We start from the raw sequence: 25,890 nt of genomic DNA on the forward strand, positions 1-25,890 counted from the left end.
CCGTGCCGATGACTATCTAACAGGCGTGTTTTTACGCATCTTACCTATAAGAGAGTCGACGGTCATGGACAACACTACTTCGATGCAGGCGCAGCGCAAGCTGAGCTTCCTGCATCACATCAGGCTGGTTCCGCTGTTTTCCTCCATTCTCGGTGGCATTATTCTGCTGTTTGCCTTGAGCTCAGGTCTGGCGGGGTACTTCCTGCTGCAGGCAGATACCGATCAGCAGGATGTCACATCAGAAATTCAGGTGCGTATGGGGCTGTCCAACAGTTCAAACCATCTGCGCACCGCGCGTATCAATATGATCCACGCCGGGGCGGCAAGCCGTATCGCGGAGATGGATGCCATGAAGCAGAACATCCGCGAGGCAGAAACGCGTATTAAGCAGTCTCAGGATAGCTTTACCGCCTATATGAATCGTTCCGTGCGCAGCGCTGCGGACGAAGCGCTGGATGCGGACCTGAAAGCACGCTATGACGCCTATATTGCGGGGCTGCAGCCGATGGTCAAATTTGCCAAAAACGGCATGTTCGAGGCCATCATCAATCACGAAAACGAAACTGCGCGCCCGTTGGATGACGCCTATAATGCGGTATTGCTGAAAGCGATTAAGATCCGCACCGACCGCGCGAATGCCCTGACGGCGCAGGCGCACAGCCGCACGCAGTTGGGCCTGATGTTTATGGTAGGCGCGTTTGCGCTGGCGCTGGTGCTGACGGCGCTGACCTTTATTGTGCTGCGCCGGACGGTCATTAATCCGCTCCAGCGTGCCGCCACCCGCATCGAGAATATCGCGAAGGGCGATTTAACGATGCCTGACGATGCGACGAGCCGCAGCGAAATTGGCCGACTGACGCGTGACCTGCAAACCATGCAGCACTCTCTGGAGACCACCGTTGGTACCGTGCGTCAGGGGGCAGAAGAGATCTACCGTGGAACCAGCGAAATTTCCGCCGGTAACACCGATCTCTCTTCGCGCACCGAGCAGCAGGCTGCCGCGATTGAACAGACTGCCGCCAGCATGGAGCAGCTGACCGCGACGGTGAAACAGAACGCCGATAACGCGCATCATGCCAGCAAGCTGGCGGAAGATGCCTCCGGGAAAGCCAGCCGCGGCGGTCAGATGGTTTCCGGCGTGGTCAAAACCATGGGCAATATCTCCAGCAGTTCGAAGAAAATCTCTGAGATTACCGCGGTGATTAACAGCATCGCCTTCCAGACCAATATCCTGGCGCTTAACGCGGCGGTAGAAGCGGCGCGCGCGGGCGAGCAGGGACGCGGGTTTGCCGTGGTGGCGAGCGAAGTGCGTACCCTGGCCAGCCGCAGCGCCAACGCAGCAAAAGAGATTGAAAGCCTGATTAACGAATCGGTATCGCTGATTGACCAGGGGTCTGGCGAGGTCGTTGCCGCAGGCAACACCATGAATGAAATCGTCGAAGCGGTGAAGCGCGTCACTGACATCATGCTGGAGATCGCCGCCGCGTCTGACGAGCAGAGCCGCGGTATCGTGCAGGTCAGCCAGGCCATTTCTGAGATGGATAAAGTGACGCAGCAGAACGCCTCGCTGGTGGAAGAGGCCTCCGCGGCGGCGGCGTCGCTGGAAGAACAGGGCGCACGATTGACCGAGGCGGTTGGCGCGTTTCGTCTGAACGGCACGAAGACTGGCCGCGTGGTAGCGTCTGCGCCAGTGGCAATGAGCACGCCGCTGCGTCCGGCGGTGACGGTTTCGGGGGATAACTGGGAGACGTTCTGACTCGCCAGCCGTGTCGGGTGGCGCTTCGCTTACCCGACCTACCAAAGCTGGCCTACAAAAAAGGGACCTTTCGGTCCCTTTTTTCATCCGTTACTGCTTATCGGGTAACGCATACGCGATAACGTAATCACCGCGATCCGGTGACTGGCGCGCACCGCCCGCGTTAATGATGATGTACTGTTTACCGGTTTTCGGCGAAACGTAGGTCATCGGGCCGGACTGGCTGCCGACCGGCAGACGGTCCTTCCAGATCTCTTTCCCGGTGGCGGTGTCAAACGCGCGCAGATAGAAATCCTGGGTGCCGGCGAAGAACAGCAGGCCGGACTGGGTAGAAAGCGATGCGCCCAGCGTCGGCATCCCGATGGGGATCGGCATGTGCATGCGAATGCCCAGCGGACCGGTATCTTCCACGGTACCAACCGGTACCTGCCACACCAGCTTGCCGGTTTTCAGATCAACGGCCGACATGGTGCCGAACGGCGGCTTCTGGCACGGAATACCCAGCGGCGACAGGAAGCGTTCGCGCATTGCGCCGAACGGGGTACCGTCCATCGGGACAATGCCCATCTCGATGCCGCTGGCGTTTTTCGCCACGTTAGCGCGCGGCACCATGTAGTTTGCCAGCCCCAGGCGCATATCGTTGACGAACATCAGGCTATTGTTCGGGTCAACGGAGACGCTGCCCCAGTTCATCCCGCCGAGCGAGCCGGGGAACTGCAGGGAACGGTCGAGACCAGGCGGGGTGAAGACGCCCTGATGGCGCATCTCTTTGAACTGAATACGGCACAGCAGCAGGTCAACAGGCGTCGCCCCCCACATGTCGGATTCGGTCAGCGTCTGGTTGCCAATCATCGGCATGCCCACGGAATACGGCTGGGTCGGGGAGTAGCGTTCGCCTTCGACGTTACCCGCCGGGACAGGACGTTCTTCTACCTTCGCCACCGGCTTGCCGGTTTCACGGTTAAGCATAAAGATCATGCCCTGCTTGCTTGTCTGCACCAGCACCGGCGTGGTGCCGCCTTTGCCGTCAGGCAGGTCGTACAGCAGCGGCTGGGAAGGCAGGTCGAAATCCCACAGATCGTGGTGGGTGGTCTGGAAATGCCAGCGCACCTGTCCGGTGGTGGCGTCCACGGCGACGATGGAGGAGCTGTATTTATCGTCCAGCGCGGTACGTTCGCCCGCCCAGAAGTCCGGGGTGGCGTTGCCGGTTGGCAGATAGATCAGGTTCAGCTTTGCATCGTAAGACATCGCAGACCAGACGTTCGGCGTACCGCGTGTGTAGGTCTGGCCTTCTGGCGGCAGGCCGGTGAGGTTCGGGTTACCCGGATCCCACGCCCAGGCAAGCTTACCGGTGTGAACGTCGTATGCGCGCACCACCCCCGGCGGTTCGCCGGTGGAGAAGTTATCCGCGACGCGACCGCCGACGACAACGACGTTTCCGGCCACCAGCGGCGTGGAGGTCTGCTGATAATAGCCCGGCTTGATCTCGCCCATGCCGACGCTCAGATCCACGGTGCCATGGTCACCGAAGTCTTCACAGACCTTGCCGGTATCCGCGTTGATGGCAATCAGGCGGGCATCGGTGGTTGGCAGGAACAGACGGCGAGGGCAGGCGGCAGGCTGCGTCTCGGTATGTGACGTTGTCACGCTGGAGCGATCTTCAAAATAGCCCAGACCGCGGCAGCGCTGCCAGTTAGGCGCTGTTGCTTTGGAATCATAACGCCATTTTTCTTTCCCGGAATCCACGTCCAGCGCCAGCACTTTACTGTACGGGGTGCAGACATACAGCGTATCGCCAACCTGCAATGGCGTGTTCTGATCTTCCGCACCGGAGCCATTGCTCTGCGGAATATCCCCGGTGTGCGCCACCCACGCGACTTTCAGGTCGCTGACGTTTTGCTTGTTAATTTGATCCAGCGCGGCGAAGCGGTCGCCATGGGTGGTGTTGCCCCAGTGCTCCCAGTTCTTTTGCTGCTCGCCGGGTGTGACGGGCTTCACCGGAACGGGCTCGTTCGCCGTCACCAGGGTTTGCGGCTTAAACATCCACCCCAGGCTGACCAGCATCGCCACCGCCAGAACGGCCGCAACGGTAAACGCCGGTGCCTTATTCGAGGCGTTGTGGTTTGCCGCGCGCAGGAAAGGCCAGACGATGGCGCAAAGGAAGGCCAGTACGGCAAAGGTAAAGAGGCGTGAGAAGAGCGGCCAGAAATCCCAGCCCGCATCGCTTACCGCCCAGATCAGCGAGGCGATAAACGCGATGCCATAAAGCACGATCCCGCTGCTGCGATTGAGGAAAATCAGGAGCGCGGCAATGACCATCACCACGCCCATTATTACGAAGTAAAAACTTCCGCCTACGGTGGCGAGCTTAAAGCCCAGTCCGCCGACCGCCAGACCGATGAGCAACATCAGTCCGGCAAGGAGCCACTGCAGAATACGAGGTATTCCACGCGGCGCGCTGCCAAATGCCATTTCTGTCTCCTGTAAATCCCCCTTCGCGCTGTATATGTACCAGTTGGGTAACAAAAGCGAGGGAGAAATGATTAATACGAATGAATCCGTGGTTATCAAACGATTTCACGAACCATTTGGTGAATTCACCGTTATGATAAAACTGTTAAATTGTTTTACGCAATTGTTAATGAATCATTCCGCATTATTTGATTAAGGCACAGGACAGTTCCCTCTCCCCTAAGGGGAGAGGGTTAGGGTGAGGGGGGTGTGAGAAGGGTCAAACCGGCATAGATTTACGGATAGCGCTCAGCAGCGTCTGCGCGCCTGTTGAGAGTGGCGCGTCAACCCGGGTCAAAATGCCGATGGGTTCACCGGCACCAGGAGAAGTGATTGGCAGAGCGGTCAGCGTGCCCTGGCGTAAATCATCTTTTACCGCGCCCGAGGGGACGAACCAGACGTAGTCATAATCCAGCGTGAGCTGGCGTGATAAGGAGGCCGACAGCGTTTCGATACAGCCAGAAGGCAGCGTACAACCTTGCATCTGCAGCAGTGCTTCCGCGGTCTGACGCGGGACGGTGCCTTTCGGGCAGACCACCACAGGCCATTCCATCACGCGGCTTAACGTCACGGTGTCCTGCAGCAGCGGGTGATCGGGACGAACCACCAGCTTCAGCGATTCCAGGAACAACAGTTCGTAATTGAGACCGCCCATCAGTTCAGGGTCGGACATTCGACCGATACCGAGATCCAGTTCGCCGGATTTCAGCCCCGCGAGCAGCATGGTGTTATTCATGGTGGCAACCTGGATCGTGGTATGCCGCTGCTGTTTGTGGAACTGGCCGATAACGGGCGGCAGAATGCCCAGCGCCGCGGTTGGCAGGGCACCCACGCGCACCACCTCGCTGGATTGCTCTTCTTTTCGATGCAGAGACTGGCCTGCGGTATTGAGGGCATCCAGCACCTTCACGGCGTGGGTGAGGAACTGTTCGCCGACCAGGGTGAGCTGAGCGCCCAGCCGACCGCGATCGAACAGTCGGGCGCCGGTCAGTTGTTCCAGCTCGTTCAGCGTTTTCGAGAGAGCAGGCTGGCTCAGGTTGAGAGTTTCAGCCGCGCGCCCCAGCGTTCCCTGTTGAGCGACGGCCACAAATGTATGCAAATGGCGCAAGCGTATGCGCTGACTGAACAGACCATTTTTTTCCATAGGCGATGTTAAAAACAGAGCGATGCGGGTGACAAGCTAAGTTGTTTAATTTTGATAACCTGATAGCAAAATATTTTTAACATCTGATCTGTTTGAGTTACAACATATTTTTCGGGAGTGGCGATAAGCGAACGTCCTTGTTCATTTATTGCTCATTGCGGAGGGGTAAATTGCAAACCGGTTTAGATCACGCCGTCACCGCCGTCAGAACACCAGACCTGACCAGACGTAAATGAACATTCATCCGAGGCCAGCGTGACGTACAGCGGGGCGATCTCCACGGGCTGGCCCGGACGCCCCAGCGGGGTATCGCCGCCGAACTCCTTCACTTTCTCCATTGGCTGGCCGCCGCTGGACTGCAGCACCGTCCAGTAAGGGCCGGGCGCAACCGCATTCACGCGAATGCCTTTCGGCCCCAGCTGTTTGGCTAAAGATTTGGTAAACACGGCCAGACAGGCTTTCGTCTGGGCGTAGTCCAGCAGTACGGGGCTGGGCTTCACCGCCTGAACGGAAGAAGTATTAATGATAACGGACGATGCTTTCAGGTGGTGCAGGGCCGCCTTGGTGATCCAGAACGGGGCGTAAACGTTGGTTTTAAACGTCGCGTCAAAGTCTTCGGTGGTCAGCTCTTCCAGGGATTCCCGGTACTGCTGGCGACCGGCGTTATTGACCAGAATATCAAGCCCGCCCAGTTTCGACACGGCTTCCTCGACCATATTCTGGCAGAAGGTTTCGTCCCGGACGTCCCCCGGCAGCGCGATGGCCTTGCGACCTTCCGCTTTGATCAGGTCGATGACCTCGGCGGCATCTTTCTCTTCTTCAGGCAGATAGTTGATGGCAACGTCTGCCCCTTCACGGGCATAGGCGATCGCCACTGCGCGGCCAATACCGGAATCCCCACCGGTGATCAGCGCTTTTTTACCGGCAAGACGACCATGTCCTTTATAGCTTGTTTCGCCGTGGTCAGGGACGGGTTGCATTTCGGATGCCAGACCCGGCGGCGTTTGCGGCTGCTCCGGGAACGGGGGCTGCGGGTAAGCGTTCGTACGTTGTGTCGTATCACTCATAGCTGACTCCTTAAGCCAAGGGGTGAGATTTGATGGATAATTGCAGCGTTAACGCTTCGCAGAATTATTTCTGCATATGATCAACACGCACGACGGCAGGGGATGATTTTTTATCAAGCGAACCGTTGATGCTGATCATCTGGTCGGGTTTGACCGTTCTGCCGTCGAAAACTGCCTGGGGAATAATAACGTCGATTTTTCCGGTTTTATCCTGAAATACAAACTTATCGCCGCTACCGTCAATAAGATTACCGCGCAGTGAAATAGTCGCACCGTCGTGCATTTGTTTTGCCTGGTCGATTGTCATAATACGCGCGTCGTCGGTTCCGCGATATCCGCTGTCAAGGGCGTGTGGAGGCGGCGGCGCTTCACCTTTCTGTAACCCGCCGTTATTATCTGCCCATGCGGCTGGAACCAGAAATATCAAAAAAGCGGAAATAAGTGATAATTTCATCTGATATCCTTCATTTTAAGTGTCTTGACTTATTAAGTATTGTTGCTATTTCTTTATGTGGCAAATGTGATAAGTCCTAAAAACATTCGCGTTAGAAATCAAAAGTATCGGATAATAAGCGAAACGGTGACGATGGCCATGAAACGTGAAAATGAAAGCTTACCCGGGATAGATGAAAGTTATCGCCTGCTGAGGTTTGAATATGCATTTCGTCAGGTGGGTTTTGTCGTGCTCCTGGGTATTATCATTGCAGCCGTTGCCGGTCTGTTTTCCAGCGGAATGGTCAGCGATACGGCTAAAACGAATACTGCTGAATCCCTCACTGTTAACTATGAACGCTTTGGCAGACGGGAGACCGAGACCCGGATGCAGTTCGCGTTTCCGGTGAAGGTCGAGGGGATGAATACCATAAGCATCACCAGCGAAAGCAGCGATGCGTATGAGCCGGGCAGCGTCTGGCCGCAGCCAGACAAAATGTATAGTCACGAAAAAACCCTCTTTTTGGTCTATAACGACCTGAAAAAGTCTGACAGTTTCTCTGTGTTGTTCTTCACGACGCCTTCCGGAGCCGGTAAATGGAACACCGTCATCCGCGTCAACAACGAGCCGGAGGTTAACGTCTGGCAGTTTATTTACCCGTAGGAGCCTGATATGGATATGGTCTTTCGTGCGCTGGCGATTTATCTGTTCCTCGTGGTGGTATTTAAAGTAGCCGGACGACGCGCACTGCTGCAGATGACCAGCTTTGATCTCATTCTGCTTTTAATTATTAGTGAAGCGACCCAGCAGGCGCTGCTGGGGCAGGATTTTTCGGTCACCGGCGCGATGATTACGATTACCACGCTGGTGGTGGTTGACATTATTTTTGGTCTGATGAAAAAGTATTTTTCTCCGGTGGAGAATATTCTGGACGGCACGCCCGTGATTCTGGTTGAGGATGGCATCCCCTTAGCGGATAAACTTAAAAAAGTCGACGTCTCTTGCGATGATATTCTGGTATCGGCCCGGCAGAATAATGGTATTACAAAGATAGGTGATATTAAATATGCCATACTTGAGCGCAATGGACATATTTCAATCATTCCTTTCGAGAAATAAGAGGCGGCATAATGAGCAATCTTTTTCACGACCGAAATTATACCGTCAGTGAACTGACTAAAAAACTGGCGAGTAAATTAACCGATGCCGGGCTGCGACTGACGACTGCGGAGTCCTGCACGGGCGGAAAGCTCTCGGTGGCGCTCTGCGCAGAAGAGAACACGGCCGATTTTTACGATGTCGGGCTGGTCGTATTCAGCGATGAAGCAAAACAGCGGATCCTCAGCGTGCGTCCTGAAACGCTGGCGCGGTATACCGCGGTCAGTGAACAGACGGTGACCGAGATGGCTGCCAGTATTCGTGATATCGCGCAGGCAGATATCAGCATCGCCATTAGCGGCTACGCGGGGCCGGAAGGCGGCGATGACGGCACGGCGGCGGGAACGGTCTGTTTTGCCTGGAATATAGGCGGTGAGACGGAAACCCGCACCGTCCTTTTCTCCGGAGACTGTCAGGATGTGGTGGAAAAAGCGGTGCAGTTTGCACTGGCTGAACTGGTGACAAAATTGTCAGACAGCAAAATTGAGTGAACTCATGCGGAGGTTCTATGGCAGTTGTAGTCATTACCGGCGGGACGGCAGGCGTGGGGAAGGCCACGGCGCTGCACTTTGCAAAGGCAGGATACCACGTGGGGATCATTGCCCGTGACGAAGCCAGCCTGCACTCTACTCAGGAAGAGCTGCGCCGCTTTGGCGTCAATGCGCACGCCGTGCAGGCGGACGTGGCCGACAGCCAGGCGGTGGTAGATGCTGCGAACGAGATTGAGTACCGCCTCGGGGCGATTGATGTGTGGGTCAACAATGCCATGGGGGCGGTGCTGGCACCGTTTCGCACCCTTACTCCGGACGAATTTCGCCGCGTGACTGACGTTACCTACCTCGGCTTTGTCAACGGCACCCGCGCCGCGCTGGAGCTAATGGTGCCCCGCGACAGGGGCGTGATTATTCAGGTTGGTTCTGCGCTGGCCTACCGCTCCATTCCTTTGCAGTCGGCCTACTGCGGGGCCAAAGCGGCGATACGTGGGTTTACAGACGCGGTGCGTACCGAGTTGATGCATGAGAACAGCCGGGTTCAGCTTTCCATGGTGCAGATGCCGGGACTCAATACGCCGCAGTTCGAATGGGCAAGGAATAAGTTCGCCTGGACGATGCGCCCGGTGCCGCCGGTCTTTGAGCCTGAAGTGGCCGCCAGCGCCATCTTTAAGGTTGCACAGAAACCGGTGCGTGAACTGTGGGTGGGGAGCAGCACTATCCAGTCGATTGTCGGGCAGTTTCTCTTCCCGGGCTTTCTCGATCGGTTGATGGTGAAAAAGGCGTGGGAAGGACAGATGACCGACGAACTGAACGCGCCGGATCGCCGGGACTATCTCGACCAGCCGGTTAATGACCTGCATAAAATTCACGGGCGTTTTACTGACGAAGCGAAAACGCGTGCGCCCTCCGTTACCTCCGGCATGCCAGGCAAGGTGGCGCTGGGTGCCCTCGCGGTCGCAGGAGTGATGCTGACGCGTCTGATGACCCGCCGGAAAGGGTAATCAGCGCAGCGCGCTGCGGTGGGTCCAGAACCAGCGGTAGCCGTAGCCGCCAATACTGAGTTCGACGGTTTTGCCGCACACCAGCGCGTCGTCGTAGCGTTTGTCCGCGAGGCAGGCGGTCCAGGTGGCGTTGCGGATCCCTCTGGCGCTGAACGTCACCGGCTGGTCGCTAAAATTCACGAACGTCAGGATGCTGCGTTCGTCGGTCTCGTAATAGATCCCCAGCACCGCGTCATGATCGAGAGTGATGAGACGAAAGGGCGCCACGGCAATTTCGGGGAACTCCGAGCGGGTATTAGCAATATCGATAATCCGGTGCAGAAGCGAGTTGCGGTGGAGCAGCGAATCGGCCACGTTGATTTTCTGATAGCGGTAAGGGCCGTGGTCGATAATCGGCGCGATAAATTTTTCAGGATCGGCAGCGGAAAAACCGCCGCCCTGTGAGCCCGCCCACTGCATCGGGGTGCGAACGGCATAGCGCTCCTCCAGCTCCAGGTCGTCACCCATGCCGATTTCATCGCCGTAGCGCATCACCGGGACGCCGGGCAGAGAAAAGAGCACCGCGTGGCAGAACGCCAGCCGCTTTGGATCGCCATTCAGCATCGGCGCCAGGCGGCGGCGGATCCCGCGCTGATAGACGTTCATCTCTTCGTCAGGGGCGAACGTGTCGAGGACAAACTGTTTATCTTTTTTGCTAATTCCCTCGAGATCCAGCTCATCGTGGTTGCGCAGCCAGTTGGCAAAACAGCAGGAATCAGGCGGGACGATCATCTTTTTTACCGCGTTGCGCAGCGGTCGGGCGCTTTTTCTGGCCAGGCTGACGTAGAAATACTTGTTGAGCCAGAAGTTGAGCACCAGATGCAGGCGGTCGTTATTGCCGAAATAGTCTTTATAAACCTCAACGTCTACGTCCACTTCGCCGAGCAGGATGGCGTCCGGGTTACGCTGTTCGATGAGACGGCGCATGTGCTCCAGGATCCACAGCCCCTTTTTTTCATCACCGTTGCCCGCCTGCTTCGTGAGATGTGATGCGGCATCCAGGCGAAATCCCGATACCCCCAGCTTGAGCCAGAAGAGGATAATATTTTCAATCTCTTTAAGCACGGCGGGCGAGGTCAGGTTCAGATCTGGCTCGTGGCGGTAAAACATGTGCCGGTAATATTGTCCGGCCTCGTCATCCCAGCTCCAGATACTTTTTTCCACGCCGGGGAACATGGGGGGCGTGTCGTCGTCGTCGTTATCCGACCAGAGGTAATAGTCGCGATAGGGCGAGGCGGGATTGCGGCGGGCCTGCTGGAACCAGGGATGAGCGTCCGAGGTGTGCTGGATCAGCAGTTCAATAATGACCTGCATGCCCAGTTCACGGGCCTGTTCGATAAAGGCGATGATATCGGCCAGCTTTCCGAAGCGGGGATCCACCTGCAGATGGTCGCTGACGTCATAGCCTTCATCCAGAAAGGGCGTGAGGTAAAATGGGGTGATCCAGATAACCGTCGCCCCCATGCGGCGAATATAGCGCAGCTTGGCCGCGATCCCGGCGATGTCCCCGCAGCCATCGCCGTTCATATCGTAAAAAAGCGCGGTATCAATCTGGTAGATAATGGCCCGTGTATGCCAGTCCGTCATAGCGTTCCTCAGTGATAGCCTTCAGTATCCGAAACTTTGCCCCGGAAGACGTAGTAGCTCCAGGCGGTGTACACCAGAATCACCGGAATGATCAGCAGGGTCCCGACCAGCATAAACAGCTGGCTGGCAGGCGGCGCCGCGGCTTCCCACAGGGTGATGTTCGGCGGAATGATGTTTGGCCACAGGCTGATACCGAGCCCGCTAAACCCGAGGAAGATCAGCCCCAGCGTCAGCAGGAAGGGGCGCGCGTGGCTGGTTGGGGTGCGGGTCAGGCGCCAGATCAGCACGCTGAACAGGCCCACCAGCAGCGGAACCGGCAGGAACCAGAAGAAGTTAGGGAAGGTGAACCAGCGGTCGGCGACGTACTGCCAGCCGAGCGGCGTCCAGACGCTCACCACCGCGATGACCACCATCAGCGCCAGCAGCACGTGGCGGGTCAACTCGCGCATACGGTTTTGCAGCGCGCCTTCACTCTTCATGATGAGCCAGGTGGTGCCCAGCAGCGTATAGGCGACGACCAGCCCGATACCGCAGAAGAGGTTGAAGGGGGTCAGCCAGTCAAGCGCAGAGCCGACGAAACGGCGGCCCTCAACGTCAAAGCCGTTGATCACCGCCCCGACGACGATCCCCTGGCTGAAGGTGGCGAGCAGGGAGCCGCCGGCGAAGGAGTAGTCCCAGAATTTACGGTGCGAGGGCGTCGCTTTAAAGCGGAACTCAAAGGCGACGCCGCGAAAGATAAGGCCGATCAGCATGGCGGTGAGGGGGATGGTGAGCGCATCAATGATCACCGCATAGGCCAGCGGAAACGCGCCGAACAGCCCCGCGCCGCCGAGCACCAGCCAGGTCTCGTTGCCGTCCCAGACGGGTGCCACGCTGTTGACCATCACATCGCGCTCTTTCGCATCGCCCACGAAGTTAAACAGCAGGCCGATCCCCAAATCAAAGCCATCCATAATGATGTACATCAGCGTGGCAAAGACGATGATGGCAAACCAGATAACAGAGATATCGACGCCCATCAGTTTCTCTCCTGTTCCGGAACAGACTCCGCGGCAGACAGCGGACGGGCAGGGGTGCCCGAGGTGTTTGACGTCAGCGTCTCGACGGGCTGCGGCCCTTTCTTAATCAGCCGGATAAGGTACACATAGCCCACGCCAAACACCGACGAGTAGACCACGAAGAACGCCAGCAGGCTAATGCTCATCTGCAGGGTGCTGTGCAGCGATACCGCGTCAATCGTGCGCAGATAGCCGTAGACGACCCACGGCTGACGCCCCACTTCGGTGGTGACCCAGCCAGCGAGCAGTGCCACCAGACCCGCGGGCCCCATGCAGAGGGCAAACCACTGGAACGCACGCGAGTGGTAGAGCCGGTGGCGATAGCGTAGCCAGAGGCTGACCAGCCCAAGGGTAATCATCAGCAGACCCATGCCGACCATGATGCGGAACGACCAGAAGATGATGGTTGAATTTGGACGATCTTCTTTCGGAAAGTCCTTCAGCGCCGGAACCTGTTTGTCCAGGCTGTGCGTCAGGATAAGGCTGCCGAGCGCGGGGATCTCCAGGCCGTATTTGGTGCGTTCCTCGTCCATATCCGGCAGGCCAAACAGCAGCAGCGGGGTGGCCTCGCCGGGCGGATTTTCCCAGTGTCCCTCGATGGCGGCAATTTTGGCAGGCTGATGCTCAAGCGTGTTCAGGCCGTGCATGTCACCCACGACGGCCTGGATGGGGGCAACCAGCAGCGCCATCCACATCGCCATGGAAAACATCGTGCGCACGGCGGGCGTATCGTTACCGCGAAGCAGATGCCATGCACCCGACGCGCCGACAAACAGCGCGCTGCTCAGGAACGCGGCGATGGCCATATGAATAAGGCGGTAAGGGAAGGAGGGGTTAAAGATAATCGCCAGCCAGTCCTGCGGAATGACCTGACCGTTTTCAATGGTGAAACCCTGCGGGGTATGCATCCAGCTGTTAGAGGCAAGGATCCAGAAGGTCGACATCAGCGTGCCGAGCGCTACCATGCAGGTTGAAAAGAAGTGCAGGCCCGGCCCCACCTTATTCCAGCCGAACATCATGACGCCAAGAAAACCGGCTTCCAGGAAGAAGGCGGTTAACACCTCGTAGGTCAGCAGCGGGCCGGTGATGCTCCCCGCAAACTGTGAAAACCCGCTCCAGTTGGTGCCGAACTGATACGCCATGACCAGCCCGGAAACCACCCCCATGCCGAAGTTGACGGCAAATATCTTGAGCCAGAAGTGGTACAGCGAGCGCCAGACGTCGTTTTTGGTGCGCAGCCACATGCCTTCAAGCACGACCAGATAGCTGGCAAGACCGATGGTGATCGCCGGGAAAAGAATGTGAAACGAGACGGTAAAAGCGAACTGAATTCTGGCGAGATGGAATGCATCAAGTTCGAACATGGTCCGTACCTCTGAAGCGATGGGGCACGAGAATTGCCGGGCGATCGGGTTGCCCGGCAAAACGGTTACGGTTTACTCTTTCCGGCACCCAGCTCGGCACCGGTCAGCGGGTCGGAATGGGGATCGGACTTCGTGCGGGCAGACATCGCCTTAACCAGCGTGGCCTGCTCGGTCGTGAGCGTGACGCTGGCGCTACCATCACCGCCATCAACGGCAGGCTGGGGGGACTCAACGTAATCGAAATGTTTATCGCTGTTCCAGCTTCCGCGGACCTCTCCACCTTCTGACATATTGTAGTACTTGTTGGTGAATTCCTCGATTGGCGGCAATTTCCCCGGCGGGAAGTTGTTACGAATTGACTGCAGCGCCTTCTCAAAGGAGAGCTGATGCGCCGCCTCGCGCGTCATCAGAAACGCCAGCGCATCTTTCACTCCGGGATCGTCAGTGACGTTAATCAGCCGTTCATAGATGATTTTTGCCCTTGCCTCTGCGGCCACGTTCGAACGCAGATCCGCCGTTGGCTCGCCGATGGTATCAACGTAGGCTGCCGTCCACGGCACGCCCGCGGAGTTCGTAAGCGGGGTGCCTCCGCCGTAGAGCAGGGAAGTGATATGGCTGTCATTACCGTTTTCGGTCATGGACCTGTACAGCTCAGCCTCATTTTCCACCCCTTCCGCCAGCGCGCCTTTGGCACCTTTATTCAGCATGCCGACCAGCGTACCGATGATTTCGAGATGGCTTAACTCTTCGGTCGCAATATCCATCAGCATATCTTTACGGCCCGGGTCGTCATCGCTCAGCCCCTGAGTAAAGTAACGGCAGGCGGCAGCCAGCTCGCCCTGAGGCCCGCCAAACTGTTCCAGTAAAAGATTGGCAAGGCCAGGGTTCGGTTCAGCAACGCGAACCGTGTACTGCAGTTGTTTTACGTGTCGAAACATACAGACTCTCCTTGGTTATTTTTTCGCTTCGACACCAGATGCGTCTGAACGCAGCAGGAACTGTTCCGTCGTTTGTGGAATATGGCGAATCAGCCAGTCGGCCATTTCACGCTCTTCTGCCAGAATGGTCTCGATGGCAGGCACCGAGGCTGTGTCGCCCGCTTTTTTCGCGGCGGCAAGCAGGGAGGTATAGCAGGCGATCTCAAACTGTTCGAACACATAGCCGCTGATTGAGCCTTTAACGATCTCATCAGAAGGGAACATACCGCCGATGGACTGACCCAGTGCGGCCATTTTGCTCATCGAATCTTTTAAAACCGAACGAGAAATACCATTACGATCGAGAATTTCTTCCAGCAATGTAATTTGCCGTTTTGTCTCATTAATATGTTGCTCTATTCTGGCGCGAACATCAGGATAATTATCAATACGGCTGGCCATAGATTCCAGCATAGATTCGGCTTGCTTTTCCATCGCATGGGCATCGCGTAGCCAGTCATGATAGTGTTCTACGTGATTCATCATTGTATCCTCATTATGGGTTCGCTTATTTGGTCTCACTTTCAGCAGCCTGATCGGCACGCGCAGCACTGTAGCCAGATAAATGGCCGACAATATTGGCGTAAATACTGATGATAATGACCCATAGCACGCTGTTCTTCCACCATATTACGGAAGGGATAGCGAGAATGAACCATATTATAGCTGCCGTTAAATGGCACCGTTTAATTGTCCTGGGACTGATGCTCATTTTATTTAACCTGTGTTATAGCGTCATTTTTGCGCTTTTTGGTTAATATTTCCAACGGCCAGATCGGTGAGTTTAAGGTCGGTCTCTTTTTCTTCTTCCAGCGTTTCGGCAAGAAGTTTAACGGCTTTTTTATAGCCTAGCTGTTCTGCTAAGGTGGCGAGGGTACCGTAACTCGCTATTTCATAATGCTCTACTTTTTGCGCAGCGGCTATTAAGGCAGCATCACGGACTTCATTTTTTTCCGTGCTTTCGATGACTTCATTGGCTTCTTCAATTAAGCCTTCCATCGCCACACATTTCATACGCTTGAGCTTGATACCGTCTTCCTGTTCAACGATCTGGTCGATACGTTCTATCTGACCCTGCGTCTCTTCAAGGTGTGCGGTAAAGGCGGCGCTCAGCTTCTCGCTGGACGCGGCACGGGCAAGCTTGCTTAGCGCTCGGGTAAGCTGCTTTTCCGCACTATAGGTATCGGACAGAAGATGAATAAAGACATCCTCAATACTTTTCATATTCATAATAATTACGCTCCGGTAAAATAAGGAAAGGGTACTGCGAGCCAGGCGGCCCGCAGCATGCTCTCTGGTTTTACTAAAAGTAAATTAAATAAGATCAGGAGTTATCAGATTTACGGCCTCCGCCGTGACTGTTCTGTCCCCCTTTCTTACCCGCTTCAGATGCGCGTTGTGGGTCGTTTTTAAAGTTACCACCGCTATGCTGGCCACCTTTACGACCTGCTTCTGATGCTTTTTCACGGTCTTCTGCGAAATTACCGGAACCACCACGATGCTCTGCCATATTAAACCTCATATTCATATATTGGTTATGTCAGTACGATACGAAAATATTCCGTATCACTCGTCGTTCGATTAATAACTCTAGTCGCTGTGCGTCATTCGTCAAATGCGTTCCGCCATTCGCGGTTGCGTTATTTTTAATTATTGATGCGTTTGCGCTTCGCTTGGACGGAAAATATGCATGGGTGGGAAGGGCTTGTAAATAAAGGTTCGGATTAGTCCTAAGTTTTGGTTAAAAAAACGGATGATTGAGGCTAATAATAATGGCGTAGTCAAATCGAATAATTTGTAAGCGGCAAGCTGGAAAGAGTTACCCCTTTGGGGTTAGTGAAAATAGTCGCTATTAATCATAAGGAAAATCCTGGAAAAAGTGGGCAAGGGTCCCGGTCAGGCGCCGGTAGCACACGGTTTGACCACTGGCGTCTTAAGATCACAAATCAGAAATTCTTCCCCCCGGAAGGAACGGCCTTCTCTACACTCCAGGTAATATTCACTGGAGGCATGACATCATGGCGAACACCATCACGGCTGATGATATTCGGGAACATTTTTCGCAGGCTATGTCGGCGATGTACCAGCAGGAAGTTCCGCAATACGGCACCTTGCTCGAACTGGTTGCGGACGTAAACCTGGCGGTTCTGGAAAATAACCCACTATTACATGAACAACTGGCGAACGCCGACGAGCTGGCGCGCCTGAACGTGGAGCGTCACGGGGCGATCCGCGTTGGTACCGCACAAGAGCTTTCAACCCTGCGTCGTATGTTTGCCATTATGGGCATGTTCCCGGTCAGCTATTACGATCTTTCGCAGGCGGGGGTGCCGGTCCACTCAACGGCGTTTCGTCCGGTTGACGATGCGGCGCTGTGCCGTAATCCGTTTCGTATCTTTACCTCACTGCTGCGCCTTGAGCTGATTGAAAACGTGGCGTTACGCGAGCGAGCGGCAAAAATTCTCTCTCACCGGAACATCTTTACGCCGCGCTGCCTGGAACTTATCGACCTCCATGAGTCGCAAGGTCACTTTACCGAAGCGCAGGCGCATGAGTTTGTGCAGGAAGCTATCGAAACGTTCCGCTGGCACCGCCATGCAACGGTCGACCAGGAGACCTACCTGGCGCTGAGTAACGAGCACCGGCTGATTGCTGACGTGGTCTGCTTCCCGGGGTGTCATATCAACCACCTTACGCCGCGCACGCTGGACATTGACCGGGTGCAGGAGCTGATGCCGAAGTACGGCATTGAGCCGAAAATTTTGATCGAAGGCCCGCCGCGTCGTGAAGTGCCGATCCTGCTGCGTCAGACCAGCTTTAAAGCCCTCGAAGAGCCGGTGCTTTTCGCCGGTGAACATAAAGGCACCCACACCGCGCGCTTCGGTGAAATTGAACAGCGCGGCGTGGCGCTGACCCCGAAAGGCCGTGAACTGTACGATAGCCTGCTGGCGCAGGCCGGAACGGGTAAAGATAACCTCACGCACCAGCTGCATCTGCGGGACATTTTCAGCGCTTTTCCGGACAGCGAGATGTTCCTGCGCCGTCAGGAGCTGGCGTATTTTCGCTACCGCCTGACCCCGGCGGGAGAGGCCCATCGTCACGCGTTTCGCCCAGGCGATGATCCGCAACCGCTGATCGAACGCGGGTGGGTAGTGGCTCAGCCGATAACCTATGAAGATTTCCTCCCGGTGAGCGCGGCAGGGATTTTCCAGTCCAATCTCGGGAATGAAACCCAGGCGCGTAGCCACGGTAATGCCAGCCGCAATGCGTTTGAAGCGGCGCTGGGCTGCCCGGTGTATGACGAGTTTACGCTCTACGAAGAAGCGGAAACGCGCAGCAAACAGCGTTGCGGTTTGCTCTGAAATCGTTACTCTTCAGGGGTGTGATGGAAAAAATAAGGTCGTTATGCAAAATCCTTCCGCCCCTGTGGTTGAGACGCGCCAGGGCGCACTGTCTGGCTTAACCGATGAAAATGTACACTGCTGGTGCGGTATTCCCTTTGCCGCGCCGCCCGTTGGCAACTGGCGCTGGCGCTCGCCACGGCCGCCAGAACGCTGGGATGGCGTTCGCGACGCCACCTCCTTTTCCCCCTCAAGCTGGCAAAGCAGTGAATATTGTCAGGAACTGGGCGGGGGCGATCCCGGTCAGTTCTCTGAAGACTGCCTCTATCTGAACGTCTGGTCTCCCGTCGACCGTACCGGGCCGCTGCCGGTGATGGTCTGGCTGCACGGCGGCGGGTTTACGATCGGCGCCGGAAGCCTGCCGCCCTATAACGGCAAAGCGCTGGCGGCGCGCGGCGTGGTGGTGGTCACGATTAACTACCGTCTGGGTCACCTTGGCTTTTTCGCCCATCCTGCGCTGGAGGGGGAAGAAGAGCGGGTAGTGCATAATTTTGCCCTGCTGGATCAGATCGCCGCGCTCGAATGGGTGCGGGAGAATATCGCCGCGTTTGGGGGCGACCCCAATAACGTGACCCTGTTTGGTGAGTCTGCGGGGGCGCGCAGCGTGCTGTCGCTGCTGGCCTCGCCGCTGGCGGAAGGGTTGTTCCATAAGGCGATTGTGCAAAGCGGATATACCCTGCCGGACACGCCGAAAAAGCAGGCCCTGCAAAAAGGGGAAGCGCTGGCCGCCCATTTCGGCCTGGAAAATGCGACGGCAGAGCAACTGCGCGCTATCCCGCCCGAGGCGTTCTGGCCGCTCACTGCGCCGCTTAACATCGCCCCGGCGCCCATCGTTGGCGATTGCGTCCTGCCCGAGGCCATGCTTGACGTCTTTTTCGCGGCCCGCCAGCATCCCGTGCCGGTGATGATTGGTTCCAACAGCGATGAAGCCAGCGTGATGGCGGTGTTTGGTGTCGATCTCGCCGGACAAATCCAGAAGCTTCGCCGCGAACGGCGCTTTGGCCTGGGGCTGATCAGGCTGCTCTATCCTGGCGTGAAAGGCGATGAGGAGCTGGGCAGGCAGGTGTGCCGCGACATGGCCTTCACCACCATGGGCTACGTGGCGATGCAGGCCCAGCAGCGCGTCGGCGGGCTTTGCTGGCGTTACTGGTTTGATTATGTGGCCGAAGCGGAACACGCGACCTATATCAACGGCGCCTGGCATGGCAATGAAGTGCCGTATGTGTTCGATACCCTCGGCCAGGTGGAGCCTTCGCGCCAGTATGTCAACGAACGGGATCTGGCGTTTGCTGCCCAGGTGGCCGACTACTGGGTGAGCTTTGCGCGAGACGCAGGCCATCGCGACAGCCTGCCCGGGCCGACGCACTGGCCCGCCTGCCGCAAAGGACGGGACGTGCTGTTACGCATCGGAGTGAATAAACATGCAGGTTTCAGGCTTGAAAACCGCTTTATGCGTGCCCGCATGAGCCTCTTTAAGCGGGTAATGAAGCACCACGTCAGCCTCGATTAAGTAAACAGGCGCGAAACGCCGCCAGCCCGTTTTCCAGACCGGGCGTTTCGCGCAGCACCAGCCGGTAGCTCGCGCCGGTTTTGACGCTGGTCTTACAGGGCCGCATCAGCCTGCCTGCGCGGACATCTTCTGCAACCAGCGTTTCGTCGGCAATGGCGACGCCGAGCCCCTGAATCGCGGCGGTAATCGCCAGATCCATCGTGTCGAAGTGTTGATTTTTGTGCATGACAAAGCCCGGACCTTCCTGTTTCGCCAGCCACAGCGACCAGTCTGTTTTATCACGCGTAGGATGAAGAAACGTCAGCGAATCCAGCGCGGCACCTGCCCGCACGGGGCTGAATACCGGGGTTAATGCCTCTTCAAACAGCAGATCGCCCGCGCTCATGTGCGTGCCGAAGACAATCGCTGCGTCGTAAGATTCGGTTTTGAAATTAACGTTATGATCGGTGGTGGTGGTGAGCGCGATCTGCAGATCCGGCTGTTCGCGCTCCACCTCCAGCAGACGCGGCACCAGCCAGCGCATCGCGCAGGTGGGGGCCTTGAGGCGGATCACGGTGTGCGGGCTGCGGGCCTGGTCGGCCACGCTCAGCAGCTGTTCGAAAGCGGACTGCAGTTCCGGAAGCAGGGCGCTGCCCTGCGGGGAGAGGCGCAGCCCGCGCGCGTGGCGCTCAAACAGCGGAAAGCCAAACCACGCCTCAAGGGAGGCGATCTTACGGCTCACGGCCCCTTGAGTCAGACACAGTTCTGCGGCGGCGTGGGTAAGGTTCAGGTGACGCGCGGTGACTAAAAATGCGTCGATGGCATTGAGCGGGAGCGAACGGCGCGACATAAAAACACCTCAGCTATGCATTTTTCTCATGGCTATTATGACAACAATTCGATTGTCCCGGCAATGCAGATGTTGTTTGAATAGTTATGCAACGTCCATGAGAAGGGAAAGAGGATGACTTTACGAACGCCTGTGCAAACCCGCTCCAAACTTCCAGATGTGGGAACCACCATTTTTACCGTTATCGGCCAGCTCTCGGCGCAGCATAACGCGATTAACCTTTCTCAGGGCGCACCGAATTTTTCCTGCGACCCGAAGCTGATCGCGGGGGTCACCCGCGCGATGGAGGCAGGGCACAACCAGTACGCGTCGATGACCGGACTGCAGCCGCTTAAAGAACGTATTGCCGATAAAATTGCCGCGCTCTACGGCACGCAGTATGACCCTGCCAGCGAGGTGCTGGTGACCGCCAGCGCCAGCGAAGGGCTCTATTCGGCCATAAGCGGGCTGGTGCATCCGGGCGATGAGGTGATCTACTTCGAGCCGTCGTTTGACAGCTACGCGCCTATTGTTCGTCTTCAGGGGGCAACGCCTGTCGCCATCAAGCTCACGGTACCGGATTTTGCCGTCAACTGGGATGAAGTGCAGGCGGCCATTACCCCGAAAACGCGTATGATCATCATCAATACGCCGCACAACCCGAGCGGTCAGGTCTTCTCCGCCGATGACCTGCAACAGCTGGCGGCGCTGACGCGCAATACCGACATCATTATTTTGTCTGACGAAGTGTACGAACACGTCGTATTTGACGGCGAGCCGCACCACGGGATGGCCACGTACCCGCAGCTGGCGGAGCGCAGCGTGATTATTTCCTCTTTCGGAAAAACCTATCACGTCACCGGGTGGCGCGTCGGTTACTGTGTTGCTCCGGCGGTACTGATGGACGAGATTTGTAAAGTCCATCAATTTTTGATGTTTTCCGCCGATACGCCAATGCAGTACGCGTTTGCGGAACATATGGTCGACCCGCAAACCTGGCTGTCGCTGGCGGCGTTTTACCAGCGCAAGCGCGATCTGCTGCACAGCCTGCTGGCCGATTCGCCGTTTACTCTGCTGCCGAGCGCCGGATCGTTCTTCATGCTGGCGGACTACAGCCAGTTCAGCGACGAGCGCGACAGCGAGCTGGTGAAACGGCTGATCGTTGAGTACGGTGTTGCCACCATTCCGCTGTCGGCGTTTTATGCCGACGGTACGGATAATAAGTTGATTCGTCTCTCTTTTGCCAAAGATGAGGCAACGTTACGGGCAGGTGCCCAGGCCCTGTGTCGGGTTGAACCACGCTGAGGAGTGTGAAATGAAATTACGCGCGTTAATAGTCGGCATGGGATTGCTGTGTACCTTTTCGTCCTTCGCGGCTACCGAGCTGCGCTACGGTCTGGAAGCGGAATACCCGCCGTTTGAGAGCCGCAATGCGGCAGGCGAACTGGAAGGGTTTGACGTTGAGCTGGGTAATGCCATCTGCAAGGCCGCGGCGCTGAAATGCAGCTGGGTGGAAACCTCGTTTGATGCGCTGATCCCGGGCCTGGTGGCGAAGAAATTTGACGCCATCAACTCGGCGATGAACATTACCGACCAGCGCCGCAAGAGCATTGATTTTACCCAGCCGATCTACCGTATTCCGTCGCAGCTGGTCGGCAAGGCCGGTACGGCAGTTGAAGCCACGCCAGAAGGGCTGAAGGGTAAAACCATCGGCGTGCTGCAAGGTTCCATTCAGGAAACGTACGCGAAAGAACACTGGGAAAAGCAGGGTGTCACCGTGGTGTCTTATAAAGATCAGAATATGGCCTGGGGCGACCTGCTGAATGGCCGCATCGACGCCTCGCTGGTGATGTCCGCGGCCGGGCAGGCAGGTTTCCTCAGCAAGCCGCAGGGTAAAGGGTTTGGCTTCATCGGCAAGCCTGTGTCTGACGACACCATCCTCGGCAGTGGGATCGGCTTTGGGTTGCGCAAAGGTGATGAGGCCACCAAAAAGCAGCTCGATGCCGCGATTGATAAAGTACGTGCCGACGGCACGATCGCTAAACTCGCTGATAAGTACTTCCCGGGTATCGATGTCAGCGTAAAATAACCGCCTCATTCGCCCCGTCAGCTGATGTCCTGACGGGGCATTTTTCTACACATTTTCCAGGCTTTCTTTACACCACTTTCGGGCCGTTCTGGTCGACAGAAAATATTTCTCACTTTGTTCAGATAATCACCGGCCAACAATTGGATTCTTAACCATTTTTGTTTAGGCTGTGCGTTCTTTCTTGCCGTCATTTCGCCGAGCGCGAAACACATTCACACGACCATAAGGACGTTTTTCCAGGCATGAATCGCAGACGTTTTCTAAAAGGCTCGCTGGCAGTGGCAGCCCTGAGCGGCACCTCTGGCCTTGCTTCCCTGTTCTCCAAAGCGGCATACGCTGCTGACTCTGACATCGCTGACGGTCAGAGCCGTCGTTTTGACTTCTCCGTACTGCAATCCATGGCGCATGACCTGGCGAAAACCCCGTGGGGTGGTGCGCCACGTCCGCTGCCGGAGACGCTGGCAACCATGACGCCGCAGGCGTACAACGCCATTCGCTACGATGAGAAGCAGTCTCTGTGGAACAACATTGAAGGGCGTCAGCTGGACGTGCAGTTCTTCCATATGGGAATGGGGTTCCGCCGCCGCGTGCGCATGTTCTCGCTGGACCAGTCCACTTCTATGGCGCGCGAGATCCACTTCCGCCCGGAGCTGTTCAGCTACGGTGAAACGGGGGTGGATACCAAACAGCTGGAAGGGCAAAGCGATCTCGGTTTTGCGGGCTTCCGCGCCTTTAAAGCGCCTGAGCTGGCGCGTCGAGATATCGTCTCATTCCTCGGGGCGAGCTACTTCCGCGCGGTGGACGATACTTACCAGTACGGCCTTTCCGCGCGCGGCCTGGCGGTAGATACCTTTACCGACACGCCGGAAGAGTTCCCGGACTTCACCTCCTTCTGGTTTGAAACCGTCAAGCCTGGCGACACCACCTTTACCGTCTATACGCTGCTGGACAGCCCGAGCATCACCGGTGCCTACAAATTCGTGATCCACTGCGAGAAGAGCCAGGTGATCATGGAGGTGGAAAACCATCTCTACGCGCGTAAAGACATCAAGCAGCTCGGCATTGCGCCGATGACCAGCATGTTCAGCTGCGGTAATAACGAGCGACGCATGTGCGACACCATTCATCCACAAATCCATGATTCCGACCGCCTGGCGATGTGGCGCGGCAACGGGGAGTGGATCTGCCGTCCGCTGAACAACCCGCAGAAGCTGCAGTTTAATGCCTATATGGATAAGAACCCGAAAGGGTTCGGGCTGCTGCAGCTCGATCGCGATTTCTCGCACTATCAGGACGTGATGGGCTGGTATAACAAACGCCCGAGCCTGTGGGTTGAACCGCGAAACGACTGGGGTAAAGGCTCGGTTGGCCTGATGGAGATCCCAACCACCGGTGAAACGCTGGATAACGTGGTCTGCTTCTGGCAGCCGGAAAAAACAGTGAAAGCGGGTGACGAGCTGGACTTCAAATATCGCCTGTACTGGAGCGCCATGCCGCCGGTGCGTTCCCCGCTGGCTAACGTTTTTGCCACCCGTACCGGTATGGGCGGGTTCCCGGAAGGCTGGGCGCCGGGCGAAAATTACCCGAAAGTGTGGGCGCGTCGCTTTGCTATCGACTTCGTCGGGGGCGACCTGAAGGCCGCGGCGCCAAAAGGCATCGAGCCGGTGATTACGCTCTCCAGCGGTGAAGCAAAGCAGGTTGAGATCCTCTACGTTGAACCGTTTGACGGCTATCGCATTCTGTTTGACTGGTATCCAACCTCTGACTCTACCGAACCGGTGGATATGCGTTTGTTCCTGCGCTGCCAGGGCGATGCCATCAGCGAAACCTGGCTGTATCAATATTTCCCGCCAGCGCCGGATAAACGTCAGTATGTTGACGATCGGGTAATGCGTTAACGATCGATTCCCTCTCCCCATGGGAGAGGGTTAGGGTGAGGGGCAATGACCGCAACACAATCCGAAACTATTCCCGTATCTGACGCTCTCGAGCTTCGCGCCGTCGAAGAGCGCTACACTGCCGACCTGCACAATCTCGTCGTCAAAAACAAAACCTTTCTGCAAACCGCCTTTGACTGGGCGCAGCACGTGGGAAGCGAGGACGATACCCGACGCAACGTGCAGAGTAACCAGATGCTGCACCAGCGCGGCTACGCCAAAATGTTTTTGATCTTCAAGGACGATGAGCTGGTCGGCGTGCTGTCGTTCAATGCGATTGAGCCCGCCAACAAAGCCGCGTACATCGGCTACTGGCTGGATGAAGCGCATCAGGGGCAGGGGATCCTCTCGCAGTCTTTACAGGCGTTTATGCGCTACTACGCCGGGCGCGGTGAGATCCGCCGTTTTGTGATCAAGTGTCGGGTGGCGAATCAGAGCAGCAACAGCGTCGCCCTGCGCAACAGTTTTACGCTGGAAGGGTGCCTGCGGGAAGCGGAATACCTGAATGGCGCCTATGACGATGTGAATATCTACGGAAAGATTTATACCCTATAGCGCCCCCAGCAGCGGCGTGCGGGTGATACGCTGGTCGCCGTTAATCACCTTTTCGCCGCGCAGGTGAATAGTTTCCCCGGCAAAGGCTTCAATCACCGCATCATCGGTGATTTCAACCCGATGCTCAATCAGCACGTCACCGCTGATGCGCGCGCGTCCCTGAATCACTACCTTATCATCCAGCATGATCGGCCCGCCGCGCAGCCATGCCTGGCCGCCGATCAGTACGTGGTGCTTGATCACGCAGTTTCCTTCGACCACCGCGTTTTCGGCCACCTGCGAGCTGTAGCGCACGGTCGGGATGGCATCGTCCTCGAAACCGGCAATCACCCGGGCGTTGCCGTACACTTTGGCGCAGTCGCACACCCAGACGTTGTTGAGATCATTACCTTCGAGGATCGCGCAGTCGAACACCTCGGCGCGGTGCTCAACGAAGGCATTATTCACCATCGCCTCACCGTAGATTTGCGCCTGGTGGACAATGCGCGAACGGCTTACCGTCGCCCTGTCATAGATTTGCAGGATCTGGTCATGATCCGGCGTGAGCCCTTTGGCGGCAATGATAACGCTGTTGTGAAGGACGCGAGCGTCACCGTAGATATGGCATTCGCCCCGCACGCAGGAGTGCTGTATAGTGACGTTGTCACTTATTCGCGCCCCGTGGCTGACTTCTGCCGCGTCAAGCCAGCAATTGTCGCCTGCGTGCGCGTCATGGCTCAGGATACACGGCAGGGTAAGGCGCGCGTTGCCGGACACGGATGCCCCGGCGAACACCACGCTGTTTTCATCATAGATCCAGCAGTCTCCCTCCTGGGACAGGGCACGCTCATCGTCAACCCAGCCGCCTTTCGTACCGGTCGTCACATCATTAAAATCTGCCGTGGCGATAATTTGCCGCAACGTGGTCGAGTGGGTTGTTTCGCCATTTTTCCACTGCCAGATCCGGGTTTCATCGCTGAGCCGATATTTGTTCATCATGTTATCCCTGGTGAGCGTCTCCA

25 protein-coding genes are annotated in these 25,890 nt (G+C 56.8%); 11 read left to right on the forward strand and 14 right to left on the reverse strand.

Annotation, left to right across the window (positions count from 1 at the left end; all coding sequences use genetic code 11):
- Positions 1–64 precede the first annotated feature (64 nt).
- The gene (locus D5066_RS08045; RefSeq protein WP_119915596.1) at positions 65–1,756 is read left to right on the forward strand and encodes a methyl-accepting chemotaxis protein; all 1,692 of its coding nucleotides are present in this window, start codon (positions 65–67) and stop codon (positions 1,754–1,756) included.
- A gap of 90 nt (positions 1,757–1,846) precedes the next feature.
- On the opposite strand, the gene D5066_RS08050 is transcribed toward D5066_RS08045, so the two are convergent.
- The 4 genes from D5066_RS08050 to D5066_RS08065 form a co-directional block, all read right to left on the reverse strand.
- The gene (locus tag D5066_RS08050) at positions 1,847–4,228 is read right to left on the reverse strand and encodes a glucose/quinate/shikimate family membrane-bound PQQ-dependent dehydrogenase (protein WP_119915597.1); all 2,382 of its coding nucleotides are present in this window, start codon (positions 4,226–4,228) and stop codon (positions 1,847–1,849) included.
- Between the two features lie 259 nt (positions 4,229–4,487).
- Positions 4,488–5,411, reverse strand: coding sequence for a LysR substrate-binding domain-containing protein (locus tag D5066_RS08055; protein WP_080327142.1), 924 nt, complete (start codon positions 5,409–5,411; stop codon positions 4,488–4,490).
- Between the two features lie 182 nt (positions 5,412–5,593).
- The gene (locus D5066_RS08060) at positions 5,594–6,478 is read right to left on the reverse strand and encodes an SDR family oxidoreductase (protein ID WP_119915598.1); all 885 of its coding nucleotides are present in this window, start codon (positions 6,476–6,478) and stop codon (positions 5,594–5,596) included.
- A 64-nt stretch (positions 6,479–6,542) separates the two neighbouring features.
- Positions 6,543–6,932 carry a YdeI family stress tolerance OB fold protein gene (locus D5066_RS08065; protein WP_080327140.1) on the reverse strand — a complete coding sequence of 130 codons (390 nt, stop codon included), beginning with the start codon at positions 6,930–6,932 and terminating at the stop codon, positions 6,543–6,545.
- Between the two features lie 138 nt (positions 6,933–7,070).
- Here D5066_RS08065 and D5066_RS08070 point away from each other — a divergent pair, with 138 nt between their 5' ends.
- Genes D5066_RS08070 through D5066_RS08085 form a run of 4 tightly spaced genes read left to right on the forward strand, consistent with a single transcriptional unit; the run spans position 7,071 to position 9,564 of the window.
- The gene (locus D5066_RS08070; protein WP_119915802.1) at positions 7,071–7,574 is read left to right on the forward strand and encodes a hypothetical protein; all 504 of its coding nucleotides are present in this window, start codon (positions 7,071–7,073) and stop codon (positions 7,572–7,574) included.
- Positions 7,575–7,583: 9 nt separating this feature from the next.
- Positions 7,584–8,030: a DUF421 domain-containing protein gene (locus tag D5066_RS08075; RefSeq protein ID WP_080327139.1), complete on the forward strand. Its 447-nt coding sequence runs from the start codon at positions 7,584–7,586 to the stop codon at positions 8,028–8,030.
- A gap of 11 nt (positions 8,031–8,041) precedes the next feature.
- A complete protein-coding gene (locus tag D5066_RS08080; protein ID WP_080327138.1) occupies positions 8,042–8,560 on the forward strand; it encodes a 2-oxo-tetronate isomerase in 519 nt (172 codons plus the stop codon).
- A 17-nt stretch (positions 8,561–8,577) separates the two neighbouring features.
- On the forward strand, positions 8,578–9,564 hold the full coding sequence (locus D5066_RS08085; RefSeq protein ID WP_119915599.1) for an SDR family oxidoreductase: 987 nt from the start codon (positions 8,578–8,580) through the stop codon (positions 9,562–9,564).
- Here the strand turns inward: D5066_RS08085 and D5066_RS08090 are convergent, their stop codons facing one another.
- The 8 genes from D5066_RS08090 to D5066_RS08125 all read right to left on the reverse strand — a co-directional run bounded on the left by D5066_RS08090 (position 9,565) and on the right by D5066_RS08125 (position 16,099).
- Entirely contained in the window at positions 9,565–11,190 is a 1,626-nt protein-coding gene (locus tag D5066_RS08090; RefSeq protein ID WP_119915600.1) for an alpha-amylase family protein, read from the reverse strand. It abuts the gene before it with no gap.
- 8 nt (positions 11,191–11,198) lie between these two features.
- Positions 11,199–12,209, reverse strand: coding sequence for a cytochrome d ubiquinol oxidase subunit II (gene cydB / locus D5066_RS08095; RefSeq protein ID WP_119915601.1), 1,011 nt, complete (start codon positions 12,207–12,209; stop codon positions 11,199–11,201).
- On the reverse strand, positions 12,209–13,612 hold the full coding sequence (locus D5066_RS08100) for a cytochrome ubiquinol oxidase subunit I (RefSeq protein WP_119915602.1): 1,404 nt from the start codon (positions 13,610–13,612) through the stop codon (positions 12,209–12,211). Before D5066_RS08100 ends, cydB begins: the two co-directional genes overlap by 1 nt.
- 65 nt (positions 13,613–13,677) lie before the next feature.
- Positions 13,678–14,550, reverse strand: coding sequence for a manganese catalase family protein (locus D5066_RS08105; RefSeq protein WP_080327133.1), 873 nt, complete (start codon positions 14,548–14,550; stop codon positions 13,678–13,680).
- 15 nt (positions 14,551–14,565) lie between these two features.
- Positions 14,566–15,072 (reverse strand): ferritin-like domain-containing protein, encoded by a 507-nt coding sequence (locus tag D5066_RS08110; RefSeq protein ID WP_080327132.1) that lies wholly within the window; start codon positions 15,070–15,072, stop codon positions 14,566–14,568.
- Positions 15,073–15,097: 25 nt separating this feature from the next.
- On the reverse strand, positions 15,098–15,301 hold the full coding sequence (locus D5066_RS08115) for a hypothetical protein (protein ID WP_013096662.1): 204 nt from the start codon (positions 15,299–15,301) through the stop codon (positions 15,098–15,100).
- A gap of 23 nt (positions 15,302–15,324) precedes the next feature.
- Positions 15,325–15,819: a YciE/YciF ferroxidase family protein gene (locus D5066_RS08120; RefSeq protein ID WP_080327131.1), complete on the reverse strand. Its 495-nt coding sequence runs from the start codon at positions 15,817–15,819 to the stop codon at positions 15,325–15,327.
- A 94-nt stretch (positions 15,820–15,913) separates the two neighbouring features.
- On the reverse strand, positions 15,914–16,099 hold the full coding sequence (locus D5066_RS08125) for a con-10 family general stress protein (protein WP_004150795.1): 186 nt from the start codon (positions 16,097–16,099) through the stop codon (positions 15,914–15,916).
- Positions 16,100–16,607: 508 nt separating this feature from the next.
- Here D5066_RS08125 and hglS point away from each other — a divergent pair.
- Positions 16,608–17,951, forward strand: a complete 1,344-nt coding sequence (gene hglS / locus D5066_RS08130) for a 2-oxoadipate dioxygenase/decarboxylase HglS (RefSeq protein WP_080327129.1) — start codon at positions 16,608–16,610, stop codon at positions 17,949–17,951.
- Positions 17,952–17,994: 43 nt separating this feature from the next.
- Positions 17,995–19,500, forward strand: coding sequence for a carboxylesterase/lipase family protein (locus D5066_RS08135; RefSeq protein ID WP_119915603.1), 1,506 nt, complete (start codon positions 17,995–17,997; stop codon positions 19,498–19,500).
- Here D5066_RS08135 and D5066_RS08140 read toward each other — a convergent pair.
- Entirely contained in the window at positions 19,487–20,329 is an 843-nt protein-coding gene (locus tag D5066_RS08140) for a LysR family transcriptional regulator (protein WP_119915604.1), read from the reverse strand. The two genes, D5066_RS08135 and D5066_RS08140, sit on opposite strands and share 14 nt — an antisense overlap.
- 114 nt (positions 20,330–20,443) lie before the next feature.
- Between D5066_RS08140 and D5066_RS08145 the strand changes: the two genes are divergently transcribed.
- From D5066_RS08145 to rimL, 4 genes are all read left to right on the forward strand, one after another.
- Positions 20,444–21,613: a pyridoxal phosphate-dependent aminotransferase gene (locus D5066_RS08145; RefSeq protein WP_119915605.1), complete on the forward strand. Its 1,170-nt coding sequence runs from the start codon at positions 20,444–20,446 to the stop codon at positions 21,611–21,613.
- A 10-nt stretch (positions 21,614–21,623) separates the two neighbouring features.
- Positions 21,624–22,397 carry a transporter substrate-binding domain-containing protein gene (locus D5066_RS08150; RefSeq protein WP_080327125.1) on the forward strand — a complete coding sequence of 258 codons (774 nt, stop codon included), beginning with the start codon at positions 21,624–21,626 and terminating at the stop codon, positions 22,395–22,397.
- 242 nt (positions 22,398–22,639) lie between these two features.
- Positions 22,640–24,295 carry a glucan biosynthesis protein D gene (locus D5066_RS08155; protein WP_080327124.1) on the forward strand — a complete coding sequence of 552 codons (1,656 nt, stop codon included), beginning with the start codon at positions 22,640–22,642 and terminating at the stop codon, positions 24,293–24,295.
- A 45-nt stretch (positions 24,296–24,340) separates the two neighbouring features.
- Positions 24,341–24,889 carry a 50S ribosomal protein L7/L12-serine acetyltransferase gene (gene rimL, locus D5066_RS08160; RefSeq protein WP_119915606.1) on the forward strand — a complete coding sequence of 183 codons (549 nt, stop codon included), beginning with the start codon at positions 24,341–24,343 and terminating at the stop codon, positions 24,887–24,889.
- On the opposite strand, the gene ydcK is transcribed toward rimL, so the two are convergent.
- The gene (gene ydcK, locus D5066_RS08165) at positions 24,884–25,864 is read right to left on the reverse strand and encodes a YdcK family protein (protein ID WP_119915607.1); all 981 of its coding nucleotides are present in this window, start codon (positions 25,862–25,864) and stop codon (positions 24,884–24,886) included. The genes rimL and ydcK overlap by 6 nt on opposite strands.
- Positions 25,865–25,890: the final 26 nt, after the last annotated feature.

It is taken from the genome of Enterobacter chuandaensis (assembly GCF_003594915.1).
Taxonomy (GTDB): domain Bacteria; phylum Pseudomonadota; class Gammaproteobacteria; order Enterobacterales; family Enterobacteriaceae; genus Enterobacter; species Enterobacter chuandaensis.